Genomic DNA, 15,940 nt, shown 5'->3' with positions numbered 1-15,940 from the left:
CGGGGGTGCCGGGGCGACTCAGCGGCGGGCGGAGCGGCGGCGGAGCAGCAGCCCGCCGCCCAGCGCGCCGAGCACCACCACGGCCCCGACCGCCCACCACAGGCCCGTGCCTCCGCCGTCGTCCGAGCGCGATGCGGCGGGCGACTGGCTCGCCGGGGACGTCGGCGGCTCCGCGGGAGTGGTCGGGGGGTCCACCGGGGTGGTCGACGCGGCGCTGCTCGGCGACATGCTGGCCGAGGGCGTGGCGGCGGCCGCACCGGTGGTCAGGGTGAAGCTGATCTTTCCGCTGACCGCGTGGCCGTCGGTCGAGCCGACCCGGTACGTGACGGTGTACACACCGGCCGGACCCGGGGTGAACGGCACGCTCACCCGCTTGCCGGAGAAGGTCGGCGCGCCGTCCGAGGCGGCCGTGTCGTCCGGCCCGGCCACGGTGATCTGAGTCGAGGCGGGGGCCGGCGTGGCGAGGAAGCGGAGCTCGATCCGCTTCGGGGCGGTCGCCACCCGCGCCCCGTCCTTCGGGTCGCTGCTGGTCAGCGAGTTGTGCGCGGCGGCTGGGCTGGCCGGCAGCACCGAAACACCCAACGCCACGCCGAGAACCACTAGCCAGGTACGCGCCACGCGGGCGACCTTGCCCCCCATGAACCCCTCCGTCCGGGTACGATCCGGCCGCTGATCATCGGCCGCTCATTAGTCGGTCTCAGATCGCACATAGTTCCAATAACTGTTCCATCAGCTGCAACCAAGCGCCGTTCCACGGAGTCTTTGAGGTGGGCACCGGTCTTTCGCCGGGCCCGCCGGCCGATCAAGCGTGACCTGCAGCGAAAGCCACCCATCGAACGGGGCGAGGAGGCGGCGATGGTCCTGAAGGTGAAGCGGCTCCTTGCCGCCGTGGCCGGGTTGGTGATCGCCACCGCCTGCTCACTGGCCCTCACGGGCACCACTGCGGCCCACGCGGCGCCGCCCAAGCCCGAATTGACCGGAGTGGACATCACCGGCGACGGGCTCGACCAGCCCCTGCAGCTGCGCTCCGACACCCACGCCACCGTGGTGAACGCCGTCCTCGACCAGGTGAGCTGGCTGGGGCGTACCGGCCAGCAGCGCGGCCCGCAGGCAAAGGACCTCGGTCCCAAGTACACGGTCGTGACCATCACCGCGGGTGCGGCGAAGAAGACCTACGACCTCTACCCGCTCGCCAAGGGCGGGCCCCGGATCTACCGGCCGGCCAAGCAGCCCGACCAGAGCAAGCCCCGGGCCGGCTGGTTCTTCGGCCGGCTGAACATGTCCGAGACGCTGCGCGCGGCCGGGGTGCCGTTGGAGCCGCAGTTCGACACGATCAGCGGCGGGATCGGCGGTGGCGAGCGGGTCATCCCGGAGGACGCGCTGAACCCGGCGCGGGACATCGACGAGGCGCTCGGCGAACTTCAGCGGCTGCTGCTGCTCAACGCAGGGGTGATGGTGGTCATCACCAGCGGGCTCGCCGGCATCGCGCTGCTGATCCGCCGCCGTACCCGCTGAGTCCGGCCGCAGAGCCGTAGGCGTCGATCGCGATCGCCTTCACCCTGCTCAAGCTGGTCGCCGCCAGCTGATGGCGGGATCAGCACCAGCGGCGTGGCGGCCGCTCCCGGCGCACCGTGCGGCTCCGGGGCCGGACCGCGCCATGCTGGTGCGCGCCCGCCCAGCCGGGCAGGTCGCTGCAGCAGCCCTGGCTGGGCACCGGCTCGGGCACGGCCGGCTCGACAGCCCGCTGCCGCGGCGCGGGCGGGTCCTCGTCCCCGCGTTCGGGCCCCCAGCCGGCGGGCGCGTCGGCCGGATGGGGCAGGCCCGCCCGGCGGGGGTGCTTGGCGGGCACCGGCTGCTCGTGGCCCGGCCGGCAGGGCTCGCCCTGGGCGCAGCCGTGCTCGGCCTCCCCATGCGCCATCCCGGTCTCCTCACGTTCGCCGTCGCCCGTCGGGCGGTCGCCCCGGCGTGCCCTGACACCGTACTGGCCGGGCCGGACGGTGCGTGCGGCGCGTACCGTGTCGGCCGCCCGTGAGCGCGGTCGCCAGCCCGCGTCGGGGTGCGCGGCCTGCCCGCCGCGCCGCTGGACGCCGGAGTCAGCGGGCGGCGTCCAGGTCGGCGCGGGTGAGCAGGGCCCGCAGCGCGATCCCGTGTGCGGCCAGGGCCGCCGGGCCGCCCTCGGCGCGGTCGATCACGCAGAGGGCGTGCTCGATCCGCGCGCCCAGCTCGCGCAGCTGGCCGGTGGAGATCACCACCTGGCCGCCGGAGGTCACCACGTCCTCCACCACCAGCACCCGCCGGCCGGCGACGTCCGCACCCTCCGCCAGCCGGGCGGTCCCGTACGCCTTGGCGGTCTTGCGGACGAAGGCGCAGGGCAGCCCGACGTGCCGGGCCAGCGCGGTGACCACCGGGATGCCGCCCATCTCCAGGCCGGCCAGCACCTCCGTGCCGGGCGGGACCAGCTCGGCCAGCCCGGCCGCGACCCGGTCCAGCAGCACCGGGTCGGCCTCGAACCGGTACTTGTCGAAGTACTCGCCGGCGGTCCGGCCCGACCGGAGCACGAACCGTCCGGTGAGCCGGCAGGTGGCGTCGATGTCGCGGGCGAGCGCGGCCCGGGCGCTCGGGGTGTCGGTCATGGGAGATCATTGTCGCCGGTCCGCCCGCGGCGGGTGCGCCGGTGCGGGGGATCCGGGCGGCACGCCCGACCCCTCGGTGTGCAGGCCCTGGTCAGGGCATGTCAGGCTAAAGCGGTGAGCGAGCCGGCCGGTACCGAACTGTCTGCCACGCTTCGGCGGATCGAACGGGCGGCGGGCGCGCTGGCCACCGCCAGCGTGGCCCGGATGGACGAGAGCCTGCCGTGGTTCCGGGAGCTGCCGGCGGACCAGCGGTCGTGGGTCACGCTGGTCGCCCAGGCGGGCGTCCGGTCCCTGGTGCAGTGGCTGCGGCAGGGCGGCGGCGCGGCCGACAGCACCCAGGAGGTGTCGGACGAGGTCTTCGCCGCCGCGCCGCAGGCCCTGGCCCGCTCGATCAGCCTCCAGCAGACCGTGGCGCTGATCAAGGTGACCATCGAGGTGGTCGAGGAGCAGGTGTCGCACCTGGCCGCCGAGGGCGAGGAACAGCCGTTGCGGGAGGCGGTGCTGCGCTTCTCCCGGGAGATCGCCTTCGCCGCCGCCCGGGTGTACGCCCGCGCCGCCGAGTCGCGCGGCTCGTGGGACGCCCGCCTCCAGGCGTTGCTGGTGGACGCGCTGCTGCGCGGCGACTCGCCGGACGTGCTGGCCAGCCGGGCCGCTGCGCTGGGCTGGACGGACGCGCCGCCGGTGGCGGTGGCGGTGGGCCGCTCCCCGGGCGGTGAGGTGGCCGCCGTGCTGCACACCGTCTACCGGCAGGCCCGTCGGATCGGGGTCGAGGTGATCGGCGGCGTGCACGGCGACCGGCTGGTCATCGTGCTCGGCGGGGCGGCCGATCCACTGGCGGCCACCGAGAAGCTGCTGCCCGCGTTCGGCGACGGGCCGGTGGTGGTCGGTCCGGCCGTACCGAGCCTGGACGAGGCGACGGACTCGGCGCGGGCGGCGCTGGCCGGGTTCCGCGCGGCGCCGGCCTGGCCGACCGCGCCGTGCCCGGTGCCCGCCGCCGACCTGCTGCCCGAGCGGGCCCTGGCCGGCGACGCCGAGGCCCGCCGCCGGTTGCGGCACGACGTGTACGCGGTGCTGGCCCGCGCCGGTGGTGAGCTGCTGGAGACGCTGGACGCCTTCTTCGCCGCCGGCGGGACGCTGGAGAGCGCGGCCCGGGCGCTCTTCGTGCACCCGAACACCGTGCGTTACCGGCTCAAGCGGGTCGCCGAGGTGACCGGCTTCTCGCCGCTCATGGCCCGGGACGCGTTCGCGCTGCAGGTGGCGTTGACTGTCGGTAGGCTCGACCCGGTGGTCCCGGGCGGCGCACCCGTCCCGAGCCAGACATTGGCCCCGGCAGCCCGGAAATCATCACAGACGGGTGATGACCGAAACCGATTTTTGTAGGGAACCTCCAAAGCTTCTAGTGCGGTTTGGTGCCATGCGTTACAGCGCGACCCGCGAGTATCCGTCAGAGTCGTAGACGTGCTCGCCGTACTCTCACCCGGACAGGGTTCCCAGAAACCCGGCTTCCTGACCCCCTGGCTCGACCTGCCCGGTGCCGAGGCCCGCCTGCGCTGGTGGTCCGCGCTGGCCGGAGTCGACCTGGTCCACCTCGGCACCGAGGCGGACGCGGACGAGATCAAGGACACCGCCCGTACCCAGCCGCTGCTCGTCGCAGCCGCGCTCCTCGCCGCCGAGCACCTGCCGATGTACGACGTCGCGCTGGTCGCCGGCCACAGCGTCGGCGAGCTGGGCGCCGCCGCCCTGGCCGGGGTGTTGCCCGCCGAGGCGGCCGTCACCCTCGCCGGCGTACGCGGCCGCGAGATGGCCGCCGCCTGCGCGCTCGAGCCGACCGGAATGGCCGCCGTGCTCGGCGGCGACCCGGACGAGGTGCTCGCCGCCATCGAGGCCCACGGACTGCACCCGGCCAACCGCAACGGCACCGGCCAGGTCGTCGCCGCGGGAGCGGTGGCCGGCCTGGAGAAGCTGGCCGCCGAGCCGCCGGCGAAGGCCCGGATCATCCGACTGCAGGTGGCCGGTGCCTTCCACACCCCGTACATGGCCCCGGCCGAGGACGCCCTGGCCAGGGTGGCCGCCGGCATCACCCCGGCTGACCCGGCCCGGATCCTCCTCTCCAACCTCGACGGCGCCGCGGTCAACCACGGGCGGGAGATGGTGCAGCGGCTGGTCCGCCAGGTGACCGCCCCGGTCCGCTGGGACCTGTGCATGCGGACCCTGGCCGACCTCGGGGTCACCGGCGTGATCGAGCTGCCGCCGGCCGGCACCCTGGCCGGCCTGGTCAAGCGGGAGCTCAAGGGCGAGGGCGCGCCGGAGATCGTCACCCTGAACACCCCCGACGACCTGCCCGCCGCGCGGGACCTGATCGCCCGACACAGCGGCCTGCGCGGCCACGAGCCCGTGATTCACTTCCGGGTGGTGGTCTCTCCCGCCGCCGGCACCTTCGGGCCGGTGGCCGAGCTGGCCGAGGGCGCCGACCTGCGCGCCGGCCAGGTCATCGGCCACGTCGCCACCCGGCAGGGGCCGGTCGAGGTGGCCGCGCACCACAACGGGCTGCTCACCGAGTGGCTCGCCCACCACGACGACCCGGTCGCTCCGGGCCAGCCCCTCGCCCGGATCGGAGGCCACGCATGACAGGCAGCAGGATCGTCGCGATGGGGCACTACCAGCCCTCCCGCGTGGTCACGAACGACGAGCTCGCGCAGCTGGTCGACACCAACGACGAGTGGATCCGGGACCGGGTCGGCATCGTCACCCGGCGGATCGCCGGTGACGAGACAGTGGCCGACATGGCCACCGCCGCCGCCGGGAAGGCACTGGCCAACTCCGGCCTCACCGCCGCCGACATCGATCTCGTCGTGGTCGCCACCTGCACGTCGGTCGACCGCAGCCCTAACGTGGCCTGCCGGGTGGCCGCCAAGCTGGGCGTCACCGCCCCGGCCGCCTACGACGTCAACACCGCCTGCTCGGGCTTCGCGTACGCCCTGGGCACGGTCGACCACGCGATCCGGGCCGGGGCAGCCCGCAACGCGATCGTGATCGGCGCGGAGAAGCTCTCCGACTTCACCGACTGGAACGACCGCTCGACCTGCATCATCTTCGGCGACGGCGCCGGCGCGGCGGTGGTCACCGCGACCGCCGAGGGCGAGCCGGCCGGGGTCGGGCCGGTGGTCTGGGGCTCGGTGCCGGAGAAGAGCGACGCGGTCCGCATCGAGGGCTGGCGGCCGTACATCGCGCAGGAGGGGCAGGCGGTCTTTCGCTGGGCCACCACCGCGCTGGCGCCGCTCGCGCTCGAGGCCTGCGAGAAGGCCGGGGTGGCCCCGTCCGAGCTGGCCGCGTTCGTGCCGCACCAGGCCAACGCGCGGATCATCGACGGCATCGTCAAGCGGCTGAACATCCCCGACGCGATCATCGCGAAGGACATCGTCGAGTCCGGCAACACGTCGGCGGCGAGCGTCCCCCTGGCCCTGTCCAAGCTGGTCGAGCGACGCGAGGTGCCGGCGGGCGCGCCGGTGCTGCTGTTCGGCTTCGGCGGTGGCCTGACCTACGCCGGTCAGGTCGTCCGCTGCCCCTGAAGACCCCCTCGGGCGAACGCGCCGAGGAAATGACGACCGGCGTCGCCGGCCGTCGTGAACCCCGATGAGAGGAACCAACCGCAATGACCCGTGACGAGATCACCGCCGGCCTCGCCGAGATCCTCGAAGAGGTTGCCGGGGTGAACCCGGACGAGGTGGCCGAGGGGAAGTCCTTCACCGACGACCTCGACGTCGACTCCCTCTCGATGGTGGAGGTCGTGGTGGCGGCCGAGGAGAAGTTCGGCGTCAAGATCCCGGACAACGAGGTGCAGAACCTGAAGACCGTCGGCGACGCCGTCAGCTTCATCGAGGCGCAGTCCTGATCATGAGTCGCCCCGACGTCGTCGTCACCGGGCTCGGCGCGACGACCCCGCTCGGCGGGGACGTCGCGTCGACCTGGGACGCCATGCTCGCCGGCCGCTCCGGGGTGAGTCCCCTCACCCAGGAGTGGGCGGCGCAACTGCCGGTCCGGATCGCGGCCCAGCTCGCCGTGGAGCCCACGGAGGTGCTGGACCGGGTCAAGCTGCGCCGGCTGGACCGGTCCCAGGCCATCGCGATCATCGCGGCGCAGCAGGCCTGGGCCGACTCCGGACTGGCCGACTCCGGGCTGGACCCGGAGCGGCTGGCCGTCAGCGTCGGCTCCGGCATCGGCGGGGCCACCACCCTGCTCGCCCAGGACGACATCCTGGAGGCGTCTGGGCCACGGCGGGTCTCCCCGCACACCGTGCCGATGCTGATGCCGAACGGCCCGGCCGCCTCTGTCGGGCTGGAACTGGGCGCCAAGGCCGGGGTCCACTCGGTGGCCAGCGCCTGCGCGACCGGCGCGGAGGCGATCGCGCTCGGCCTGGACATCATCCGCTCCGGCCGGGCCGACGTGGTGGTGGCCGGTGGCACCGAGGCCGTCATCCACCCGCTGCCGATCGCCGGCTTCGCCTCGATGCGGGCCATGTCGACCCGCAACGACGAGCCGGAGAAGGCTTCCCGGCCGTGGGACAAGGGCCGCGACGGCTTCGTGCTCGGTGAGGGCGCGGGCGTGCTGGTCCTGGAGCGTGCCGACCACGCCGCCGCCCGCGGCGCCCGGGTGTACGCGCGCCTCGCCGGCGCGGGGATCACCTCGGACGCGTACGACATGGTGCAGCCGCACGCCGAGGGCGAGGGCGCGATCCGGGCGATCGGCAAGGCGATCGCCGACGCGGACATCGCCAGGACGGACATCGTGCACGTCAACGCGCACGCCACCTCGACGCCGGTGGGCGACATGCTGGAGATCGGGGCCCTGCGCAAGGTGCTGGGCGACCACCCCGTGCTGTCGGCCACCAAGTCGATGACCGGCCACCTGCTCGGCGCGGCCGGGGCGCTGGAGTCGATCGCCACCATCCTGGCCATCCGCGACGGGGTCGTACCCCCGACGATCAACCTCGATGATCCGGACGAGGGCCTCACCCTGGAGGTTGCCGCCCACAAGGCACGTCACATGGAGGTCCCCGCCGCGCTGAACAACGCGTTCGGCTTCGGCGGGCACAACGTGGCTCTCGTCTTCACGCGGGCCTGAGACCCACACCCGGGAGGCACCAGTGACCGCGACCGCCGTCAACGCGGAGAGTTCGACAGTGGACCACCGCGATCCGGAGATCCGACTGCGGGCCCTGTTCGACGCCGGCTCGCTGCGCCTGATGGCGCCGCGGGACACCTCCGGCGTGCTCTGGGCGCGGGGTGAGATCGACGGTACGCCGGCGGTCGCGTACGCCACTGATACCACCAGGATGGGCGGTGCGATGGGCACCGACGGGTGCCGGCACATCGTGGACGCCATCGACACGGCGGTCCGGGAGCGGGTGCCGGTGCTCGGTCTCTGGCACTCCGGCGGTGCCCGGCTGGCCGAGGGCGTGGTCGCACTCGACGCCGTCGGTCAGGTCTTCGCCGCCATGGTCCGGGCGTCCGGCCGGGTGCCGCAGATCTCCGTGGTGCTCGGGCCGGCCGCCGGTGGCGCCGCGTACGGGCCGGCGCTGACCGACATCGTGGTGATGTCCGGCACGGGTCGGATCTTCGTCACCGGCCCCGAGGTGGTCCGCAGCGTCACCGGCGAGCGGGTCGACATGGAGCGCCTCGGCGGCCCCGAGCCGCACGGCCGGCGCTCCGGTGTGGTGCACGTGACCTGCAAGGACGACGATGCGGCCCTGGTCGAGTCGCGCAAGCTCGCCGCGCTGCTCGGCCGCCAGGGTCGGCTCTGCCCCGACGACGTCGCCAACGGCGCCGAGGACGGGCACGACCTGGCCGCGGCGATGCCGGCCGAGGCCAACCGGGCCTACGACGTCAAGCCGGTGGTCAAGGCGCTGCTCGACGAGCCGGGCGTGGAGTTGCACGCCAAGTGGGCACCGAACATCGCCACCACGCTCGGCCGGTTCGCCGGCCGCACGGTCGGCGTGATCGCCAACAACCCGCTGCGGCTCGGCGGCTGCCTCGACGCGTCCAGCGCCGAGAAGGCCGCCCGCTTCGTGCGGATGTGCGACTCGCTCGGGGTGCCGCTGATCGTGCTGGTCGACGTCCCCGGCTACCTGCCCGGCCTCGGCCAGGAATGGGACGGCGTGGTCCGGCGCGGGGCGAAGCTGCTGCACGCCTTCGCCGAGGCGGTGGTGCCGCGGGTGACGCTGGTGACCCGCAAGGCGTACGGCGGCGCGTACATCGCGATGAACTCCCGCTCGCTGGGCGCGACCGCCGTGTTCGCCTGGCCGAACGCGGAGGTCGCCGTGATGGGCGCCGGCGCTGCCGTCAACATCCTGCACCGCAAGAAGCTGGCCGCCGCCCCCGTCGAGGAGCGGGAGGCGCTGCGCGCCCGGCTGATCGAGGAGCAGACCCGCGTCGCCGGCGGCGTCAGCCGGGCGCTGGAGATCGGCGTGGTGGACGACGTGATCAAGCCGGCGGAAACCCGGCGCCGGATCGCCGAGGCCCTCGCCGCCGCGCCGGCCGCCCGCGGCGCGCACGGCAACATCCCTCTGTAACGGTCGTTTGTAGACACGGGCCCGCGCTCACCGAGCGCGGGCCTGTTTGCGCGGGTGCCGCCGAACCCTCCAGCGGCTGCCGGGTCCCACGGTCGGACAAACCTGACCATCGCCCACTAAGGTGAGTGCGGCCGTACCGGGAGGGAACGTGGAAGCGACGGAGATCCGTAAGCTCGCCGAACTCGAGGACACCCATTGGTGGTACCGGGAGCGACGCGCCCTGCTCGCCCGCGAACTGCGTCGGCTCGCCGCCGCAGGGGTCCGACCCGATCGGGCGTTGGACATCGGCGCCGCAGGGGGCGGCAACACCCGGGTGCTGCGCGACCACCAGTGGCGCCCGTTGGCACTGGAGTACAGCGCCGAGGGCGCGGGCGTGGCCCGAGAGCGGGGACTGGACGTCATCCGGGCGGATGCCCGGCAGCTGCCCGTGCCCTCGGCGAGCTTCGGCCTGGTCGTCGCCTTCGACATCCTCGAGCACATCGAAGACGATCACCTGGCAGCCGCGGAGATCCGCCGGACGCTGCGGCCGGGTGGCCGCGCGCTGATCGCCGTACCCGCCGACATGGAGCTCTGGTCGGCGCACGACGTGGCTGTCGGGCACGTCCGCCGCTACGACCGGGAGTCGCTGCGGGCCGTCGTGGAGAAGGCGGGCCTGGTCGTCGACGAGCTGTGGAGCTGGAACGTCGTGCTCCGCCCGGTCGCCGCCTGGCGACGCCGCAAGTCGACGGGCAGCGACCTGGACGACCTGCCCGGCCTGGTCAACCTGGGGCTGCGTGCGGTCATCACCGCCGAGCGGTACCTGCCGGTGCGGTCGCTGCCCGGCGTCTCGTTGATGCTCGTCGCGCACCGCCCCGCCGAGGGCTCAGTCCCGCGGCCGCTGCGCCCGGGTGGGGCCACCATCCCCGCCCCGGGCGTCCCGGTCAGTGGAGGCGATAGACGCTGACCCGCTTGTTGCGGAAGCGCAGCTCGGCAAGGTCGGCCAACGCGGGGGACTCCGCCGCCACGGTTCGGTCCGCGACCAGCCAGCGGACCCCGTACCGATCCCGCAGCTCGGCCAGACCGGCGGGCGTCGGAGCCGCGAACGCCACGTCGTTGAGCCGGAGGCGTTCGGAGTCCCAGAACGGCGCCGTCCAGCCCTGGCCCACCATGCGGGGGGCGAAGGCCCACCCCTCCACCAGCACGGACCGCTCGGTGTAGGCGCTCACCCAGAACGTCCGCGAGTCGCAGCCGGCCGCGCTGACCGTCTGGCAGTGCGAATTGGTCGCCACCACGTCGTCCGGGGAGCTGTGGTCCCGGACCCAGCGGGCCGCCTCGACCTTCGAGGCCGGCATCGACACCCCTCGGTACGCGCCCCCGTTGGGCTCCTGCTGCGACACCTGCGCATCCAGCACCAGACCGGGCGCCCCGGCCACCAGGACACCGGTCAGCAGCACCGCACCGCCGCGCCCGGCCAACGCCGGGCGGCCCCTCGCCAGCAGCCGCCAGAGCACCCCCAGCGCCAGCGCCAGCAGAACCAACGCGCCGGCCCAGCGCAGCAGTGGGTACACCCGTTCGTGGATCGCGCTCGACAGCGGCGCCGGGAACCGGAGCTGGATCAGGGTGAGCAGTACCGCGAATCCGGCGGCGCTGGCGGCGAGCAGTGCCCGCCCGCGGGCGGGGAGCGCGGCCCGTTCCAGCAGTTCCGCGTACCCCCACCCGGACAGCAGCACGCCGAAGGCGAACCCGGTCCGGCTGAAGTAGTGATTGCTGGCGCCGGGGTGCGAAACGAGCAGGAAGATGGCCGGGCCGGCCAGCGCGCCACCGAGCAGGAACAGCTGCACCGGTTCCAACCGCCAGCGGCGCACGTGCAACAGCGCCACCACACCGGCCATCCGGAGCTGGAGGTAGAGCAGGCAGGCCACTGCGACACCCACCCAGAGCAGGGCCTGCTGCTCGGTCGACCAGCCCTCGACGGACCGGACGTAGACCCGCAGGGCGGAGAACGGCGAGACCGCCACGCCGTGGCTCTCGAACGCGAAGAGCACGGCGGTGGCGAACAACTGGGCGCCCAGCGCCAGCGCCGCAACGAGCAGCAGCATCCACTCCAGCCGCCGCCGCACCACCAGCAGCACGCCGGCGGTGAAGAGGACCGCGGCCAGCAGCACCGGCAGCGAGCTGGCCTTCGCCCCGGTGGACGCGGCCAGCAGCAGCACGGCGATCGCCCAGGCGCCGCGGCCGATCACGGGGACGGTGGAGGCCCGCGCCCGACCGATGATGTCGCCGACCACCGCGATGAGCGGCAGCAGCAGCACCCAGCTGTAGGTCATCGACGGGCTGCCCCAGACGATGAAGGTGGCCTGCGTGCCGAAGAGCTGGCGGACCCCGTTCTCGTAGCCGAACTCGCCGATGGCGAACATGAGCACCGCGGCGGCCGCGCCAGCGTACGGTCGCCCGCTCACCCGCCAACCGACCACGGCGACCAGCACTATGACGAGAGCGCAGAGGGCCGGTACGGCGAGCCGGAAGAAGACGGCGGTCAGGTCCACGCCGCTGACCAGGCTGCTCGCGGCCATGTGCGCGAAGCCGAACCAGTGGTAGTGCAGCGGCTCCCCGGCGACCTGCGGCACCTCCGGCGGCATCTGGTGCTTGGCCGCGCCGGCGATGGACATCTGGAACGCCAGGTCCATGTACTGCCGCTGGCCCTCTCGGTTCGGGATCACCGGGTTGACCCGCAGGAACGCCTGGGCGAGGTAGAGGGTGAACCCGATGACCACGCCGGTGACCGCCCAGGCCCAGCCGAGCGGGACCCGGGTGTCATATCGCACCCACCAGTGTCGACGCAGGCGGGGCAGCACCGCGAACGGCACCAGAACGGCCAGCGGCCAGAGGCGCAGCCAGCCGGGCACGCCGAGCCCGGTGAACACCGCCCAGCCGGCCAGCTCGAGGACCAGACCGACCGCGGCCCCCATCGCGACGTCCTCGACCAGGGTGTGCGGGTGACGACGCAACGCGCGGTAGACCAGGACGCCCGGCGCCAGCACGGCGAACGCCGCGTAGAGGGTGTAGCGGAGCAGGTCCGGCACGGAGGTGCTGGTGATCAGCAGGATGCCGGCGACGGCGGCGTACGCGACCAGCGCGGGGGCGAAGCGGACGAGCCCCGGGCGGGCGACCGGCACGGTCGCGGGCGGAGTGGTCTCCGCGGTGGCGAGCGAGGTCACGGCCGGCTCCCGGCCAGCTCGGTCGCCTCGTGGTCGCTCGACGCCGGCTGACCGGCGGCCCGCTGCTCGTGCCGCTCCTCGGCGCTGTCGGTGGCGACGAAGTACGCCGGCCGGCCCTGAACGGCGGTGTAGATCCGGCCGACGTACTCGCCGAGCAGGCCGAGGCACAGCAGCTGCACCGCGCCCAGGAAGAGGATGGCGAGGTAGAGCGAGGGCCACCCGCTCTCCGTGGCCCCCATCGTCCAGGCGAGCACGGCCAGCACCATCAGCAGCCCGCAGACCGCCACCCCGATCAGGCCGAGCCAGGTGGCGATCCGCAGCGGTGCGGCGGAGAAGCTGGTGACACTCTCCGCGGCCAGCGCGGCCATCCGGGAGAGCGGGTACTTCGTCTGGCCGGCGGCCCGCTTCTCCCGGCGGTAGGTCACCTCACCGCTGGGGAATCCGAGCCAGGGCACCACCAGCCGAAGCACCGGAGCCCGTTCGGGCAGCTCCTCCAGCGCGTCGACCGCCGCGCGGCTGAGCAGTCGGAAATCGCCGGCCTGGGCGGGCACCTGCCGGCCGACGAGCCGGCGCATGAGGCGGTAGTAGGCGTCGGCGGTCCATCGCTTGAACGGGGTGTCCGTGCTGCGATCGGCCCGCACGCCGTAGACGATGTCGAGCTGCTCCTCGCGGGCCAGCCGCAGCATCTCGACGATCGCCTCGGGAGGATCCTGCAGGTCGGCGTCGATGCTGACCACGTACCGGCCGCGGGCGCGGGACAACCCGGCGAGCAGCGCAGCCTGGTGGCCGCTGTTGCCGCGCAGGCGAACGAGTCGCAGTTGTCGCCAGTTGCGGCGCAGTGCCGTCACGGCGGCGGCGGTCCCGTCGAGGCTCCCGTCGTCGACGGCGACCACCTCGTACGCCTCACCGATGTCGTCGAGGACGGCGCGGAGCCGCCGCGCGAGCATCGGCAGGACCGCCTCCTCGTTGAACATCGGCACCACGACCGACAACAACGGCTCCGGATCGGTGCCCGTCAACCTGACCTCCAGCGGAATCCGGTGGATTCACGGAAGGTACCAGTCCTTGCCGCCGCCGGCTGACCCGGAAATCCGCGGCCGTAAGGCTGGTCAGCCCGGCGGCGGTGGGTGCCTCAGCGGGCTGCGGGCACCGCCTCGCGGGCGAGCGTGAGGGCGCCGAGCAGCGCGGCGTCGTCGGCGAACCGGGACAGCACCACGTCGGGCCGGTGCGGGAGCACCTCGTTGAGCCGGTCGACCAGCAGCCCGCGGATCAGCTCACTGCTGGCCACCCCGCCCACCAGCACCACCCGCTGCGGGTCGAGCAGCAGGCAGCAGGTGACCAGGTGGCGGGCCGCCTCGTCGACGCGGGCGGTCAGCGCCTCGCGCGCCGCTCCGGGGCGTTCCGCCGCGTCGGCGAGCCCGGCCGCCCCGCCCGGCACGCCGAGCTCCTCGGCGAGCCGGTCCAGCGCCCGGCCGGAGAAGTCCAGCTCCAGCATGGTCCCCGGCCAGGTGGCACCGGCCACGGCGTACCCGATCTCGCCGGCCGCCCCACGATGGCCGGCCAGGACCGTCCCCCCGACCGTCACGGCGGCGGCCACGCCGGTGCCGATCCCCACGACCAGGCCGGGGTCGGCGTCCCGCAGCGCGCCGAGCCGCAGCTCGGCCAGGGCGGCGGCGTTCAGGTCGTTGTCCACCGCCACCCGGGCGACGCCGAGCGCGTCCCGGACCGCGTCGGCCAGCCGCAGCCGCTCCCAGCCGGGCACGTTGGGCGCCAGGTCGATGCCGTCCGGGCGGACCACGCCGGGCGAGGCGACCCCGGCCGCGGCGAGCGGCCCACCGACCTCGGCGACCAGCTCCGCGGCGAGGTCCAGGGCCCGGTCCAGGGCCTGCGGCGCGCCCTGGTCGGCGTGCGTGGGGACCCGTCGGTGGGCCAGGAGCCGGCCCTGCCCGTCGGCCACCCCGACCGCCATCTTGGTGCCGCCGAAGTCGATGCCGAGCAGCAGCCCGTCGGGGCGCGTGCCGGCAGCGGGAGACCCCGCCAGCCGCACGCTCACCGCGCCACCAGCTCGGCGGCGACGGCGTCCAGCGCCTCGTCGGCCCGGCCGAGGCGGTCGCGCACCGCCGCCAGCCGGTCGGCGACCGCGTCGAACGCGACACGCAGCGTACCCACCTGGGCGCGGACCGCGGCGGCGCCCGGACCGTCCACCTGGGCCCGGTTCAGGACCAGGTCGGGACGGACGGCGGCGGCGATCAGGTCGTCGACCGCGGCGTCGTCGAGCGGGCCGGTCAGCCCCTCGGCGGCGGACCGGACACCCTCGGCGGTCCAGGTGTCCGGGGCACCGGCCCGGACCAGCCGACCGACCACCGAGTGGGCGGCCCGGAACGGCACCCCGTGCCGGGTCAGGGCGTCGGCCGCGGCGGTGGTGGTGGCGCCGGAGGCGACGATCTCCGCCCGGCTCGGCGGCGACAGCGGCTCCACCTCGGCCAGGAAGCCGCCGACCAGCGCGAAGAAACGCTCCGCCCGGTCATTGCTCTCCCAGAGCCGGACCTGCACGTCGGTGGTGGCGTTGTTGGAGTCCTCCCACCAGGCGGCGCCGACGTTGTTCAGCACCGAGGCGGCGTCAGCCGCGGCGGCGCCGGCGTACGAGACCAGGTGTTCCAGCACCACCGGGTTGCGCTTCTGCGGCATGATGCTGCTGCCCTGGGTGAAGTCGGCCGGGGTGGTGACCCAGTTCCAGCTCAGCCAGTCCATCAGGGTGCGCGCCAGCCGCGCCCCGGTGGCCAGCGCCTGCGCGTTGAGCGTCCCGACGCGGACCAGGTGGTCGGCACCGGCGACGGCCTCGTAGGAGTTGGTCACCAGGCCGGCGAAGCCGAGCAGCTCCGCCACCCGGGCCGGGGCGATCTCCAGGTCGGTGCCGGCGAACGCGCAGGAGCCCAGCGGGGAGACGTTGAGCTGGTCGATCAGGTCGGCGTAGGCGACCGCCTCGCCGGCGAGGGCCTCGGCGTAGCCGGCGAGGGCGTGCCCGATGGTGGTGGGTTGGGCCGGCCGGCGGTGGGTGTAGCCGGTGATGACCACGTCGGCGTACCGGTCGGCCCGGTCCAGCGCGGTCCGCCCGGTGGCCAGCACCCGGCCCAGCACGCGCAGGAGCTGGTCCCGCAGCAGCATCCGGAACACCCCGGCGTCCAGGTCGTTGCGGCTCCGGGCCATCTGCACGTCCAGCTCGGACGTGGGGATGCCGCACGCCTCGGCGAGCCGCTTCTCCATCAGGTAATAGGTGTCCTCGAAGCTGCCGTCGTACGCCGGCGCCGGGCCGGTGTCGGCGCGCAGCTCGGCCAGCCCGCGCAGCAGCCGGGCACCCCGGTCGGCGGGGACCAACCCCTGCTCGGTCAGCATCACCACGTGCGCCTGGCTGGCGCGGACCATCGCCGGATACAGGTGACCGACGTGGTGGTCGTAGGTGGGCGCCAGGTGGTGCCGCTGGTAGGTGGTCAGCGCGGGTGTGCTCATGGCGGTTCCTTCCAGTCCGCGGGCGGGCGGTGGGC

15 protein-coding genes are annotated in these 15,940 nt (G+C 74.2%); 8 read left to right on the top strand and 7 right to left on the bottom strand.

All coding sequences use genetic code 11. The features are described from left to right. Window positions 1-18: 18 nt before the first annotated feature. On the bottom strand, window positions 19-639 hold the full coding sequence (locus ACNAVT_RS13865) for a copper resistance CopC family protein (protein WP_416296252.1): 621 nt from the start codon (window positions 637-639) through the stop codon (window positions 19-21). Window positions 640-855: 216 nt separating this feature from the next. Here ACNAVT_RS13865 and ACNAVT_RS13860 point away from each other — a divergent pair, with 216 nt between their 5' ends. Beyond that, window positions 856-1,515 (top strand): hypothetical protein, encoded by a 660-nt coding sequence (locus tag ACNAVT_RS13860; RefSeq protein WP_416296250.1) that lies wholly within the window; start codon window positions 856-858, stop codon window positions 1,513-1,515. Between the two features lie 79 nt (window positions 1,516-1,594). Here the strand turns inward: ACNAVT_RS13860 and ACNAVT_RS13855 are convergent, their stop codons facing one another. Further along, complete coding sequence (locus ACNAVT_RS13855; protein WP_416296248.1) at window positions 1,595-1,918, bottom strand: hypothetical protein; 324 nt, start codon at window positions 1,916-1,918, stop codon at window positions 1,595-1,597. Window positions 1,919-2,093: 175 nt separating this feature from the next. After that, window positions 2,094-2,633 (bottom strand): orotate phosphoribosyltransferase, encoded by a 540-nt coding sequence (locus ACNAVT_RS13850; protein WP_416296246.1) that lies wholly within the window; start codon window positions 2,631-2,633, stop codon window positions 2,094-2,096. Window positions 2,634-2,666: 33 nt separating this feature from the next. Between ACNAVT_RS13850 and ACNAVT_RS13845 the strand changes: the two genes are divergently transcribed. The 7 genes from ACNAVT_RS13845 to ACNAVT_RS13815 all read left to right on the top strand — a co-directional run bounded on the left by ACNAVT_RS13845 (window position 2,667) and on the right by ACNAVT_RS13815 (window position 10,144). Beyond that, entirely contained in the window at window positions 2,667-4,013 is a 1,347-nt protein-coding gene (locus ACNAVT_RS13845) for a PucR family transcriptional regulator (protein WP_416296460.1), read from the top strand. A 78-nt stretch (window positions 4,014-4,091) separates the two neighbouring features. Next, window positions 4,092-5,261, top strand: a complete 1,170-nt coding sequence (locus ACNAVT_RS13840; RefSeq protein WP_416296244.1) for an acyltransferase domain-containing protein — start codon at window positions 4,092-4,094, stop codon at window positions 5,259-5,261. Beyond that, entirely contained in the window at window positions 5,258-6,202 is a 945-nt protein-coding gene (locus tag ACNAVT_RS13835) for a beta-ketoacyl-ACP synthase III (protein WP_416296242.1), read from the top strand. The genes ACNAVT_RS13840 and ACNAVT_RS13835 overlap by 4 nt, the downstream gene beginning before the upstream one ends. An 83-nt stretch (window positions 6,203-6,285) precedes the next feature. Then, on the top strand, window positions 6,286-6,525 hold the full coding sequence (locus tag ACNAVT_RS13830; RefSeq protein ID WP_396859739.1) for an acyl carrier protein: 240 nt from the start codon (window positions 6,286-6,288) through the stop codon (window positions 6,523-6,525). 2 nt (window positions 6,526-6,527) lie between these two features. Continuing rightward, complete coding sequence (fabF, locus tag ACNAVT_RS13825; RefSeq protein WP_416296240.1) at window positions 6,528-7,754, top strand: beta-ketoacyl-ACP synthase II; 1,227 nt, start codon at window positions 6,528-6,530, stop codon at window positions 7,752-7,754. 22 nt (window positions 7,755-7,776) lie between these two features. Continuing rightward, window positions 7,777-9,201 (top strand): acyl-CoA carboxylase subunit beta, encoded by a 1,425-nt coding sequence (locus tag ACNAVT_RS13820; RefSeq protein WP_416296238.1) that lies wholly within the window; start codon window positions 7,777-7,779, stop codon window positions 9,199-9,201. A gap of 148 nt (window positions 9,202-9,349) precedes the next feature. Beyond that, window positions 9,350-10,144 carry a class I SAM-dependent methyltransferase gene (locus tag ACNAVT_RS13815; RefSeq protein ID WP_416296236.1) on the top strand — a complete coding sequence of 265 codons (795 nt, stop codon included), beginning with the start codon at window positions 9,350-9,352 and terminating at the stop codon, window positions 10,142-10,144. Here the strand turns inward: ACNAVT_RS13815 and ACNAVT_RS13810 are convergent. From ACNAVT_RS13810 to ACNAVT_RS13795, 4 genes are all read right to left on the bottom strand, one after another. Beyond that, a complete protein-coding gene (locus tag ACNAVT_RS13810) occupies window positions 10,122-12,398 on the bottom strand; it encodes a hypothetical protein (RefSeq protein WP_416296234.1) in 2,277 nt (758 codons plus the stop codon). The genes ACNAVT_RS13815 and ACNAVT_RS13810 overlap by 23 nt on opposite strands. Beyond that, window positions 12,395-13,417: a glycosyltransferase family 2 protein gene (locus tag ACNAVT_RS13805; RefSeq protein WP_416296232.1), complete on the bottom strand. Its 1,023-nt coding sequence runs from the start codon at window positions 13,415-13,417 to the stop codon at window positions 12,395-12,397. The genes ACNAVT_RS13810 and ACNAVT_RS13805 overlap by 4 nt, the downstream gene beginning before the upstream one ends. Before the next feature lie 113 nt (window positions 13,418-13,530). Then, complete coding sequence (locus ACNAVT_RS13800; RefSeq protein WP_416296230.1) at window positions 13,531-14,451, bottom strand: ROK family protein; 921 nt, start codon at window positions 14,449-14,451, stop codon at window positions 13,531-13,533. Beyond that, entirely contained in the window at window positions 14,448-15,905 is a 1,458-nt protein-coding gene (locus ACNAVT_RS13795; RefSeq protein WP_416296228.1) for an argininosuccinate lyase, read from the bottom strand. The genes ACNAVT_RS13800 and ACNAVT_RS13795 overlap by 4 nt, the downstream gene beginning before the upstream one ends. Window positions 15,906-15,940 lie beyond the last annotated feature (35 nt).

The sequence above is a fragment of the Micromonospora sp. SL4-19 genome, from assembly GCF_047921475.1.
GTDB lineage: Bacteria > Actinomycetota > Actinomycetes > Mycobacteriales > Micromonosporaceae > Micromonospora.
Note: the sequence above shows the minus strand (reverse complement) of the source record. Positions and strands in the feature narration are given on the sequence as shown.